Source organism: Streptomyces sp. NPDC057438, assembly GCF_042802995.1.
Classification (GTDB): domain Bacteria; phylum Actinomycetota; class Actinomycetes; order Streptomycetales; family Streptomycetaceae; genus Streptomyces.
This window is the reverse complement of sequence record NZ_JBHVDD010000012.1, coordinates 125,546-136,980: the sequence shown is the minus strand read 5'-3', so window position 1 is coordinate 136,980 and position 11,435 is coordinate 125,546. Positions and strand designations below refer to the sequence as shown.

The 11,435-nt window shown below is 69.4% G+C and carries 12 protein-coding genes; 2 read left to right on the top strand and 10 right to left on the bottom strand.

Features of this window, described 5'->3' with window-relative positions; translation table 11 throughout:
- The first annotated feature begins 261 nt into the window (after nucleotides 1-261).
- Nucleotides 262-408 (top strand): hypothetical protein, encoded by a 147-nt coding sequence (locus tag ACFU5F_RS10350; RefSeq protein WP_383884737.1) that lies wholly within the window; start codon nucleotides 262-264, stop codon nucleotides 406-408.
- Between the two features lie 76 nt (nucleotides 409-484).
- On the opposite strand, the gene ACFU5F_RS10345 is transcribed toward ACFU5F_RS10350, so the two are convergent.
- The 9 genes from ACFU5F_RS10345 to ACFU5F_RS10305 all read right to left on the bottom strand — a co-directional run bounded on the left by ACFU5F_RS10345 (nucleotide 485) and on the right by ACFU5F_RS10305 (nucleotide 8,044).
- On the bottom strand, nucleotides 485-1,024 hold the full coding sequence (locus ACFU5F_RS10345; protein WP_383884734.1) for a DinB family protein: 540 nt from the start codon (nucleotides 1,022-1,024) through the stop codon (nucleotides 485-487).
- Complete coding sequence (locus ACFU5F_RS10340; RefSeq protein ID WP_383884732.1) at nucleotides 1,021-2,091, bottom strand: flavin monoamine oxidase family protein; 1,071 nt, start codon at nucleotides 2,089-2,091, stop codon at nucleotides 1,021-1,023. The genes ACFU5F_RS10345 and ACFU5F_RS10340 overlap by 4 nt, the downstream gene beginning before the upstream one ends.
- 605 nt (nucleotides 2,092-2,696) lie before the next feature.
- Nucleotides 2,697-3,644: an MBL fold metallo-hydrolase gene (locus ACFU5F_RS10335; RefSeq protein WP_383884730.1), complete on the bottom strand. Its 948-nt coding sequence runs from the start codon at nucleotides 3,642-3,644 to the stop codon at nucleotides 2,697-2,699.
- 410 nt (nucleotides 3,645-4,054) lie between these two features.
- Complete coding sequence (locus ACFU5F_RS10330) at nucleotides 4,055-4,474, bottom strand: nuclear transport factor 2 family protein (protein WP_383884727.1); 420 nt, start codon at nucleotides 4,472-4,474, stop codon at nucleotides 4,055-4,057.
- 5 nt (nucleotides 4,475-4,479) lie between these two features.
- On the bottom strand, nucleotides 4,480-5,286 hold the full coding sequence (locus ACFU5F_RS10325) for an MBL fold metallo-hydrolase (RefSeq protein ID WP_383884724.1): 807 nt from the start codon (nucleotides 5,284-5,286) through the stop codon (nucleotides 4,480-4,482).
- 44 nt (nucleotides 5,287-5,330) lie between these two features.
- On the bottom strand, nucleotides 5,331-5,951 hold the full coding sequence (locus tag ACFU5F_RS10320; protein WP_383884722.1) for a DsbA family protein: 621 nt from the start codon (nucleotides 5,949-5,951) through the stop codon (nucleotides 5,331-5,333).
- A 171-nt stretch (nucleotides 5,952-6,122) separates the two neighbouring features.
- Complete coding sequence (locus ACFU5F_RS10315) at nucleotides 6,123-6,653, bottom strand: MarR family winged helix-turn-helix transcriptional regulator (protein ID WP_383884719.1); 531 nt, start codon at nucleotides 6,651-6,653, stop codon at nucleotides 6,123-6,125.
- 186 nt (nucleotides 6,654-6,839) lie between these two features.
- A complete protein-coding gene (locus ACFU5F_RS10310) occupies nucleotides 6,840-7,493 on the bottom strand; it encodes an NAD(P)-dependent oxidoreductase (protein ID WP_383884716.1) in 654 nt (217 codons plus the stop codon).
- Between the two features lie 50 nt (nucleotides 7,494-7,543).
- Complete coding sequence (locus tag ACFU5F_RS10305; RefSeq protein ID WP_383884714.1) at nucleotides 7,544-8,044, bottom strand: hypothetical protein; 501 nt, start codon at nucleotides 8,042-8,044, stop codon at nucleotides 7,544-7,546.
- 119 nt (nucleotides 8,045-8,163) lie between these two features.
- Between ACFU5F_RS10305 and ACFU5F_RS10300 the strand changes: the two genes are divergently transcribed.
- The gene (locus ACFU5F_RS10300; protein ID WP_383884711.1) at nucleotides 8,164-8,601 is read left to right on the top strand and encodes a MarR family winged helix-turn-helix transcriptional regulator; all 438 of its coding nucleotides are present in this window, start codon (nucleotides 8,164-8,166) and stop codon (nucleotides 8,599-8,601) included.
- A gap of 865 nt (nucleotides 8,602-9,466) precedes the next feature.
- Here the strand turns inward: ACFU5F_RS10300 and ACFU5F_RS10295 are convergent.
- Nucleotides 9,467-11,356, bottom strand: a complete 1,890-nt coding sequence (locus ACFU5F_RS10295; protein ID WP_383884709.1) for an AMP-dependent synthetase/ligase — start codon at nucleotides 11,354-11,356, stop codon at nucleotides 9,467-9,469.
- Nucleotides 11,357-11,435 lie beyond the last annotated feature (79 nt).

Here is an 11,435-nt window from a genome sequence, read left to right as displayed (position 1 = left end):
GCCCGGAGGTCAGATCTCCGGGCCGGGCGCTGCGTGTGTCCGCGCGATACGCCGCTTTGTTCGCCGCCTGGACGGTCGCCCGCTCGCCGGCCCGCACCGGCGGGCCGACGAGGCGGTCACGAGCGAGGGTGACCGGGTCACCCGCATCGACACCGCGGCGGCGTCCATCGCCGGACGGGGGCGTGCTGCATCGGCGTCGGCCGGGCCCTCGGCACCGACGGCGAGCGGCCGGCCGACCCTGCGGCCGAGACGCTGGGACAGGTGCCCGACGGCGAGGGCGGTACCTGCGGAGCCCGCGGTGAACAGGGCGGACGGCAGGCCGGAGAGCTGCTGGTACCGAGCATGTCCTGGACCAGCAGCGCGCCGACGGTGACGCCGGCGGCCAGCCCGGCGCCGCTGAACATCTGAGAGGCCATGACGACGCTCTGGGTACGGTGGTGCAGCGCCTGGCGGGCCTCGGGGGTGTCGGCGTAGCCGGTGTGCGTCATAGGTCGCAGATCACGAGGTAGCCGTCGAGTTCGGTGAGCAGGTCGGACTGTGGTCGGTCCGGTAGCGCGTGGCCCAGGTCTGCGGAGCGGACCTCGCCTATCCACTGATCGTGCTGGTATTCGGGGTTGATCAGCGCGGTGAGCAGCGTCGTGGCGACGACGGTGAGTTGTCGCGGTGCGCCGACCCTGCCGTCGCGGATGGCGCCGATGCGGGCGTGGACGCGGTCGGCTACCTCGGTGCGGAAAGCGGCCAGCCGGGCCGGGTCTGGAAGTCGGTCACGGGCGGGTTCGGGGTTCGCGGCATCCATGACCGGGTCGAGTTCCGGGGCGGGGCTGGGTTCGGCCGCGGTCAGGTTGCGGATCATGAAGTGGGCGACATGCGCCTGGTGGCCGAGGTGCCAGCCGATGGCGCTGGATTTTTCGTGCGGGCGCCACCCCACCTCGTCGGCGCTCAGGTCGGTCCAGAGCTGATCGGTGTAGGCACGGGCTCGGTCGTACTCGCGCAGCAGGTCCGGGATCTCGAACATGTAGGTCATCCGATCTTCGCTTCGGCGGCCCCGGCGTGGGCCGTGAGGACGGCGGTCGCGGCTTGCCGGCCCGCGTACAGGGCGCCTTCGATGTGCCCGGCGTAGTCGGCCGCGGTTTCGGTGGAGGCCCAGTGCAGCCGGCCGGCCAAGGCCGGCTGCCGGTAGCGGGGGTGGCCGAGAAGACGGTAGTCCGTCAGGTTCCCCACCCCGGCCGGCGACGTCCACTGCTCGGCGCTCCAGTCCTGGACGTGCAGCGTCGTGGGCTCAGCTGCCTCGGGGCCGAACAGCCTCGCCAGCTGGGAGGTCACCGATGCCGCGAACCCGTGGCCGAGCGCGCCGGCGGCAGCGAACCCGAACAGCGCGGCACGGCCGCCGTGTGGTCCGGACATGTCGTGGGTTTCTCGCAGCGGGCCGGTGTGGCTGATCGCCGCCCCGGCCAGTTCCCTGGTGCGCCAGAACGGGGTGCGGTAACCGGCGACGACCTTGGCGATGGCCCCCATCCATACCGGCGTGGCCTCGGCGAGACGAATCAGGTCAGGTCCGAGGTCACCGCTGAAGTCGATACGGGCCACGGCGAGCGCAGGCGGGACAGCCAGCACGACCTGAGCAGCGCGGAGCGTTCCGGAGGGCGTGTCGATCTGAACCATCTCGCTGACGAGCCGGATCCGGGTGACCGGGGTCGACAGCCGCAGCGCTGCCTCCGGGAGCCGGGCGGCCAGACCGGCGGCCAGCGCGTGGGCGCCGGACTCGAACCGGTAAGCCGGTGCGTCGATCGGGTTGCCGGTGATCCGCCGTATTCCGGTGCGGTCCTGCATGATCGCGTCACCGGTCCGGTGCTGTTCGAAAGCGGGGACACCGAGCTGGGCGACGAGCTCGGCGACCCGCTGCTCGCCGTCCCAGAACCAGGTAGCGCCCAGGTCGTACCCGTCGATGCTCGCCAGTCGGCCGCCGAAGCGGTCGCGTGCCTCCACGCAGACGACGTCGAGCCCGGCGGTCCGCAGCGTGGTGGCCGCGGTGAGCCCGGCCGGGCCGGCGCCGACAACGACGACGTCGTGACGAGATCCGAGGGATGGCACGGTCGCCTCCTTTCCGAGCCGGGGAGTCACGCGGTGAGGGTGGTCAGAACGATTTCCCGTCTATGGCCCGTCCAGGTACGGGGCGAAGCTGGGTCCGTACTCCTGGTTCATCGGCGTCGCCGTGGCCGGTGTGCTCTACTTCGCGTTGAGCGGGGGCAGGAGCCGGCTCGCCGCGAGGACGGCGGCAACGGAAGCGCCGGAGGCGACGCAGGCATAGGAGCCGGGTTCTCCCGGCATCCCGCGTAGGGCGCCTGAACTCGGATGATGTCTGTCAGGCGCCCTTTTCGCCGGGCAGAGTGCAGTCGAGACGCCGGGTGGCCTCAGCCCCGCATTCTTTGAGCACGTCGGTCATGTGGCAGCCACGGAGCCGATGGCCGTCCGGCACGCTCCGTTGGTGGGAGATCTCATTCGGTGGGAGATCTCAATCGGTGGGAGACCGCCGAGATCCGCCTCCGGCATGGGCGGCTCAGACAGGGGCGTCATGGCTAACTGGTCTCCTTTCCTCTGGAGACTCTTCGGCGTGCCGTCCCCGGCCGACGCCTGCTGACGAAGTCGGCCAGGGCGGGGGCACCGCGAAGCCTGTGTTCTGGTACTTCGCGGTCGCGTCACTCCCAGGTCATCTCGCCCATGGCGACCTTCGCGCCGATCTCGGCGGCGATGACCATGCCGTAGTCCGGGTAGCGCTTGACGAGCGCCGCGGTCAGCGCGGCGCCGTCGGCGGCCTTGGCCAGTTCCTCCTCGAAAGTGAGCAGGTACTCGCGGGTGGCGATGATGGCGGAGGAGTCAGCGGGAGTGTTGGGCAGGCGGTGGCCGGGCACGACCAGCTTCGGGTTGAGGGCGGCCATCTCGTCCAGCAGCTTGATCCAGGCAGCACGGATCTCCGGGGTGGGGGTGTCCGCGACCCATACATGCTGCTTCTGGAACAGCAGCACCCCGCCGAGGATGGCGCGCTGCTCCGGCTGCCACAGGTAGTGGCGGTCCGGCAGCAGGGCTGATCCGCCCCTGAGTTCGAAGCGGGGCCCTTCCAGGATGAGGCCATGGGTCAGAGGCTTGATCTCCACCAGGCGGGTGGGCAGATTGGCGCCGAGGTCGGCCCACGTCCTGAGCTTGCTCTCGAAGGTACGCCGGATGTGCTTGATGACCGGCCGGGTGGCGACGAACCTGGCGTCGGGGAAGGCGTCGGCCAGGGCCTCGGCGCCGAAGTAGTAGTCCGGATCGCCGGCGCTGATGAACACGGTGGTCAGCTTCTTGCCCGAGTCCAGCACCTCGGCCACCAGCCGGTACCCGTCGGCCCGGGTGAACCCGGTGTCGACCAGCAGCGCCTCACGCTCACCCGTGACCAGAGTGGCCGTCTTGTTCTTGCTGCCGACCGGGAAGTCCAGGTCGATGACCTTGAAGTCGAGCGTGCCCCGGGGGTGTATTTCCTTGTGCTGTCCGGCTCCGTGTCCGTCGGCGAGCGGGGTGGCCGACGCGCTGGCCGGGGTGAGGCCCAGGCCGATCCCGGCGGCCGTGAGCGAGCCTGCCGCGAGGAAGTGACGCCTGTTCATGGGCATGTCCAGTGCTCCCTGTTGATGGTGGGGGTGAGTGCACGGGAGAGGGCGCCGCGTGTCGGCCTCTCACGTTTCACGGTGGTGCTGGTTGCGGCACGGCCACCAGCACCCCCGGGTGCGCGTACGTCCGGAGGGCGTTGTTGATCGTGGTGGCGACGTTCATCGCACGACGACGGTCGGTCCCGGTCCCGGCTGCCCCCGTCGGCTGGATCGGGAAGGCGGCGGGGAGTGATTCCGTCGACGTGCGGGCGCGTTTCACTGCCGTGCCGGTCGCGTCCCGGCAACGGTTTCGTCGCGCGGGCCGCTGACATCCGCGGCGGAGGTGTCGCGGAATACGGTGCCGTGCCATTGCCGACGGTGTACCTCACCGTCTTCCCGGCTTGTGTGAGTTCGCCTGTGAGGCGCTGTCACGGCTACGTCATGGCGTCGCGAACCCCGGCGGTGTCGACGAACTGCTCGAAGCGGACGATGAGTCCGCCGCGGACCACGAAGTGGTGAGCGACGCGCACGTCGATCGGCTTGCCGGTGGCCTTGTTGGCCGCGGTGTAACGGGCGAGGACGACGACGTTCTCTCCCTCGGCGACATAGGTGTCGTCGTGCGCGGTCCAGCCGTCCCACTCCTTGCCGAGCTGCTCCATGACATGGGAGGTGACCCCGTCGGGGGTGCGGTAGGTGCCGGCGAGGGGGAAGCCGGCCATCTCGGTCCACTCCACGTCGGGGGCGAGGGTGGCGCGCAGGGCCTCCAGGTCGCCGGCCGCGGAGGCCAGGTACTGGCGGCGGACCACGTCGGCCGGGGCCGTGGAGGTCGCGAAGTCGGTGTGCTCGTAGGTCATGACGCTCAGCCCCACTGCATCTCGCCCTTGGCGACCTTCGCCCCGAGCTGGGCGGCGATCAGCATGCCGTTGTCGGGGTAGCGCTTGACGAGCGCCTCGGTCAGCACGGCGCCGTCGGCCGCCTTGCCGAGCTCCTCCTCGAAGGCGACGAGGTAGTCGCGGGTGGCGGTGATGGCTGAGGCGTCGGCCGCCGTGCCGGGCAGGCGGTGGCCGGGGACGACCAGCTCCGGCTGGAGGGAGGCCATCTCGTCCAGCAGCTCGATCCAGACGGAGCGGTGCTCGGGGGTGGGGGTGTCGGCGACCCAGACGTGCTCCTGCTGGAAGAGCAGGACGCCTCCGAGGAGGGCGCGGTGCTCGGCCTGCCACAGGTAGTGGCGGTCGGGCAGGCCGGCCGGGCCGCCCTTGAGCTCGAAGCGGTGGCCTTCGAGGGTGAGGTCGCCGGCCAGCGCGGTGAGGTCGACCAGGCGGCTGGGCAGGTTGGGGCCGACGGCCTCCCACGCCTTGAGCTTGCCCTCGTAGGAGCGCCGGATGTGCTCGATGACGATCGAGGTGGCGACGAACCTGGCGTCGGGGAAAGCGTCGGCCAGAATCTCGGCGCCGAAGTAGAAGTCGGGGTCGCCGTGGCTGACGAAGACGGTGGTCAGCTTCTTGCCGGAGTCGAGGATCTCGGCGGCGAGGCGGTGGCCGTCAGCGCGGGTGAAGCCGGCGTCGACCAGCAGCGCCTCGGTCTCGCCGGTGACGAGCGTGGCGGTCTTGTTCTTGCTGCCGGCCGGGAAGTCGAGGTCGAAGATCTTGAAGGAGAGGGCGCTCATGGGGGCCTCCTGAAGAGGACGGAATAGTGGGTGGGGGGTGGCGGTCAGGGCGCGGTGGTCAGTTCGGCCAGTCGCCGGTCGATCTCGCCGGTCGTGGCACGGCCGTGGGCCAGGGTGGCGACTCGGTCGCCGTCGACGGCGAGCAGGGTGGGGAAACCGGTGACGCCCAGCTCGGCACAGCGGTGGAAGTCGTCCGTCGCCGCATCGTGCGCCTCGGGCGCGTCGAAGACGGCGACCACGGTGTCGGCGTCCAGACCGGCCTCCTCGGCGACCTTCCGGTAGGTCGCCGGGTCGGAGAGGCTGAGGCCGTCGACGTAGAAGGCGTGCTGGAGAGCTGCGGCGAGTTCCGGCGCGCGGTCGGGGGCAGCCTGGCGCAGGGCGGCGACACCGCGGGCGGCGGCCTCGGAGTCCATGACGAACGACCCGTCGGCGATCAGCCGCTCGTAGCCCTCGCCGAACTCGGCGCCGGTCAGCTCGGCGATCTGCGCGTTGGCGCCCTGGACGTAGCCGAACTCGCGGATAGGCACCCGGCGTGGCCCGGTGAACAGACCGCCCGAGACCACCTCGACCGGCAGCGCGGGATGACGGGAGACGACCTCGCGCAGCGTTCCGGAGAAACCGTGCGACCAGCCGCAGTAGGCGTCGAATACGTAGACGAGCTTCATCGAAAGTCCCAACGAAGGTGTGCGCGCCCGCTGAACGCGAGCAATTAATCTGAGGAAACAGTAACTGATGTGTCAGATATTTGCTCACGCGTGTGACGGCGGGCCATACTCCCTGCGATCCCGCTGTCAGTGCATCGGTGAAGCGGCCCGGCCGCAGCCGGGAGGGGCCGTTCAGGGCAGGCGGGGCAGCACGTCCCGTGCGGAGTGACTCAGGATTCGCAGGTCCTCGGCGAACCGCTCCCGGTCCTCGAGCGGCAGCGGAGCCAGGAAGTAGCGCCGGATGTTCTCCACATGCACCCGGGACGCCCGCACGGTGGTCTCCTCTCCCAACTGGGTCAGCCGGACCAGTCGCCCGCGCCTGTCACCGGGATCCTCGGCGCGCTCCGCCAGCCCGGCTGCCTCCATCCGGTCCACCAGGCGCGTCGCCCCGCCTGTGGTCAGCACCTGCTCCTGTGCGATGGCCCGCATCGACAGCCCGGGATCGCCCGCCCGCCCGAGAATGAGCAGCACCTCGAACATCAGATGGCTGATGCCGCACTCCAGCTCCAGCGACCGCCCGAGGATGTACTCCAGTCGGTTCGCCGCCCCCTGCAACCGCCCGAACGCCAGCACCAGCGCATTGTCCGCGGCCTCCTTCGACGACGCGATCTCCGTCGACTCTTCCACGTTCCCCCCACCCAACTGGTTCTCCGCACCATGCATCCACCGATCATGCCTCGTGGGGCACCGGGGGCGCTCACCGTGCCGGAACACGTCAGTCACGGACTGCCAGAGCGCACCGCCCAGGTGCGAGGGCAGGCCGGGAAGATCTGAAGCTTTGCTCGCGTCGCCTTGGCGCTGCCGGTCGGCCTGATGTCGAACCGGACGCCCTCGATCGTGAGGCGTCCGTCAGTACGCGACGGTGATGCGGCGGCGGATCGCCGTGCTCTTCTCGGCCTCGTCGACGAGGGCGACCGCGTAGTCCTCGGCGCTGATGAAGCTGGTGCCGTCCTCGGCGATCAGCAGGTCGTCGCCGCCGAGGCGGAAGGCGCCGGTGCGTTCGCCGGGGGCGATCTCGTCGGCGGGGGAGACGTACGTCCAGTCCAGGTCGTCGCCCACCTCGGTGCGCAGCAGGCGCAGAACCTCGCGCTGGGCGAGCGACTCGGCCTTGTACATCGCGGGGAAGTCCGGGGTGTCGACCCGGTCCCGGCCCGAGGCGGTCTTCAGGCTGCCCGCGCCTCCGGCTACCAACAGGCGGTGTACGCCCGCGGTGCGCAGCCCTTCGACCAGGGACGTGTACGTCGCCAGCAGCGGGGCGGTCGGGTCGGAGCCGTCGCGGGGCGGGGAGACGGCGGAGATGACGGCGTCGTGTCCGGCGGCGGCCTGGGCGACCTTGCCCGGCTCGGTGGCATCCAGGGCGAGGGCGGTCAGCGCCTGGTGCTCCGGCAGGCCGTCCGCACGGCCCGAGCGGGTCGCGGCGGTGACTTCGTGGCCGCGGCCGAGCGCTTCCGCGGTGATGCGGGAGCCGATCATGCCGGTGGCACCGATCAGGAGGATCTTCACAGGTGACTCCGTTCGTACGTGTCGTACTCGTTCTGAATGTGTGGGTGTCGTCAGCGCTGGATCTCGAAGGTGACCTTCGCCCGTTCCACCGTCTCCTGCAGGACGCGCACCTCTCCGGAGGCGTTCTGGTACCTGCCGGTGCCGCCCGTGATGGCGAACCGCTCGTCGAAGACTGGTCCGGAGGCGGAGAGCTTCGCCGTGCCAGCCGTGGTGATCTTGCCGCCGGGCAGCTCGTAGGCGAAAGTCAACAGCTCGGCGGTGCGCGGCTTGGCGTCGGTGGAGATGCCGACGAAGCTGCTGGTGCCCAGCTTGCGGCCGTCGCGGCCGGTGAGGTCGCCGGTGCCGATCAGCTGGTCGCCGAGGGCGGAGTCGGCCGGGGCGACATCGACCAGGTTGATCGCGGTGCCCTTCTCGATGGCTTCGATGGTGATCGTGCGGTGTCCGTGCGAGGCGGGAGCGGCGTCCGCCGATGCGGGCGCCAGGGACAGGCCGAGGGTGAGGACGCCGGCCGTGGCGGCGACACCGAACGCGGTGAGGGTGCGCTTGTGCATGATCGGGCTCCACATCTGTGGGGGCGGGAAATTATCTGCCGACGCAGATAATATATCTGCTGAGGCAGACATTGCAACGGCAGATTCTGCCGCTCTCGACTTTCTGTCATCCTCGTGGGGTGAACGAGCAACTGCTGAACGACGACGACGTGACGCTCTACGGCCTGTTCGTGGAGGCGTTCGCTCGCCTCAAGCACCTTGTGCACCGCGACCTGGGAGTCCCGGACACCTGGTTCGAGGTGCTGCTGCGGCTGGGCCGCACGCCAGGGCACCGGCTGCGCATGACGGACCTGGCGGAGGCCGTGTCCTTCAGCTCGGGTGGCTTCACCCGGCTCGCCGACCGCATGGCGAAGGAAGGGCTGATCCGCCGCGACCCCGACCCCGCGGACCGACGAGCCGCACTCGCCGTACTGACCGACAAGGGAGCCGAGGCGCTCGACCGAGCCCTGGCCGCCCATGTCCGCCATCTCCGCAGCCACGTCACCGGACCGCTCTCGGCCGAGGACCTCCGCCACCTGGAACACATCCTGCGCACGCTCCGCGATACCAACGAGTGAGTTCCGCGCGGGCGTACGGTCGCGTCGGGCGCGGCGGCAACTTCCTGCTGACGCTCCTGGTCGGAGCGCCGACAGATCGGCGCGGCTCACGCGCGGCGGAGGCGAGGCGCGGTCGGCGCGACACGACCGACATCGCACGCCGCGAGGCCACTTCGGTGACAACCCTCCGTGCAGGCTGACGGATGCTCAGGCATCTCTGACGTATCGTCAGCCATTCAAGATCATATTGCACGTGCCTTGCACAAGATGCTGAAGACAACAGTGATCAGTGAGGGGTCGTGAAGGTGAGTATTGGCAGGTCAGCTGGCATGTTGAGGTGCCGTGCCCCTTGCCTTCAAGGGGCACGGCACCGCGCCGATCAGATGTCCCGAAAGAGACCAGGGAGCCCCGTGGCCTGCCGTATTCGACGTCTGTGCGTTGCTGACCTGCACATACGGCCTTTCGGCTGTTTCACGCTCGTGCCCGTTCATGGAGCCGGAAGTCCCAGAAAAGTCCCGGAGGACTCCCACTGCCGACGGCCACTCTTTCGGCGTTATGCAGAGTGAGGATGACGTTCCCTCGGATGGTGTGGCCGGGTCGCCATCGTGATGGTGCAGGTCCGGCGGTGATCGGCCCGGCATCCACGAACCTGACGGGGGAGGCCGCCTTGACCAGCTCGTGCGGCAGCCCGGGAGGCTCGGTCGCACCGACCGGCCACAGGAGCACCGTCTGATGGCTACACCACGCTGCGGGACACGGTCGGCGAAGGCCCAGGAGCTGGTCGATCGTCTGGTTGCCAGGGGCGGGTCCGTCCTGCCGACCCCGATGGCGACGCAGGCGTCGGTCCGGTACGGCTGTGGGAAGTGCCGTACCGGACCGATGGAGGTCACGCCTCGCGGGAACCCTCGTACATGGCCTCGATGGCCTCGGCGTACTCGCGCTCCACGACAGGCCGCTTGACCTTGAGGCTCGGGGTGAGCTCACCGTGCTCCACGTCGAGGTCGCGCGGCAACACCGAGAACTTCTTGATGGTCTGCCACCGCTGCAGTTCGCCGTTGACACGCTGGACGAAGCCGTCGATCAACTCGTGCACCTGCGGTGACGAGACGACCTCCGCGTAGCCGCGGCCATCGAGGCCGTGGGATGCCGCCCACGGCATGATGACGGTCTCGTCCAGGGCGATCAGAGCGGTGCAGTAGTTGCGACCGTTGCCGATGACCAGGACGTTGCTGACGAACGGGCAGATGGCTTTGAAGCGCCCTTCGATCTCCGTAGGAGCCACGTACTTGCCGCCAGAGGTCTTGAACAGGTCCTTCTTGCGGTCGGTGATCCGGACGAAGCCGTCGCCGTCGACCTCTCCGATGTCGCCGGTGTGGAACCAGCCGTCGCTCTCCAGCACCTCGTCGGTCTTCTCCGGGAGGTTGTGGTAGCCACGCATGATGCCGGGCCCTCGGAGAAGGATCTCGCCGTCGTCGGCGATGCGGACCTCGGTCCCGGGCAGGGGTTTGCCGACGGTGCCGACGCGAAGGTCGTCGGCGGGGTTGACGGTGCAGGCGGCGCTGGTCTCGGTCAGGCCGTAGCCTTCGAGGACGGGCACGCCGGCGCCGGCGAAGAAGTAGCCGATGTCGGGCGCGAGCGCGGCACTGCCCGAGACGCTGCCGCGCAGATTGCCTCCGAAGGCAGCGCGGATCTTGCGGTACACCAGCCGGTCGGCCAGGGCGTGCTGCACGGAGAGCCACAAGGGGACCTGGCCTCTCGCGGTCGCCGCCACGGTGTTCTGCTGCGCCCTGGCGTAGTCGCGGGCGACCTGCGCCGCCCAGAGGAAGATCTTGTACTTGGCGCCGCCCTCGGCCCTCGCCCTGCTCGCGATGCCGTTGTAGACCTTTTCGAAGATCCGCGGTGCGGACGCCATCACGGTGGGCCGGACGGCGGGCAGGTTGGTGATGATGCGGTCGACACGCCCGTCCACGGCCATCACATGTCCGGTCCTGATCTGACCGGAGATCAGAGCCTTGCCGAAGACGTGGGACAGCGGCAGCCAGAGGAACTGCACGTCGTCGGGGCGCAGCAGCCCGCTGACCTCCTGTGCTACGCCCTGGTACGACCAGCAGTCGTGGACGAGGCGAACGCCCTTGGGGCGGCCGGTCGTGCCCGAGGTGTAGATGAGGGTCGCGAGTTGTTCCCGCTCGATGGCGCCGACGGCTGCATCGATTGCGTCAGGGTGCTCTTCCAGGTGGGCGGTGCCTAGCTTCTCGAGCTCGGCGAGTGACAGCACCTCCAGGCCGTCCACGGGTATGGCGTCCGCCTGTGGGTCGAAGAGGATCGCGTGGTCGAGCCCGGGCAGGCGGTCGGCATGGGCGACCACCTTGGCCAGCTGGGCGGCGTTCTCGACGAAGATCGCCCGGCTGCCGGAGTCGGCGAGGATGTACGCCGTCTCGTCGGCGTTGGTGCTGGGGTAGACGGCGGTGGCGGCAGCGCCCGCGCACATGACGCCCATGTCGGCCAGGATCCATTCCACGCGAGTGGAGGAGGAGATCGCCACACGCTCTTCGGGCCGCACCCCGAGTGCGAGAAGGCCCGCCGCGATCACCTTGACCCGCTCGCCGGTCTGCGCCCAGGTCAGCGAGTGCCACTGCTCAGTGCCGGAAGAAGCACCATCGTCGGTCGGCCCGGGGTAGCGGTAAGCCTCCAGGTCAGGTGTGGCCCGGACTCTTGAGAGGAAGAGGTGCGCCACGGAAACCGGGCGGCTTTCAAGAAGGGACTGCGCGGAACTCACATCGACCTCCGGGCTCGGATGCGCCCATCCAAAGGCTTGTTAACTGGCTGGTAACTCGTAAGCAGAGCTGAGACTAGAG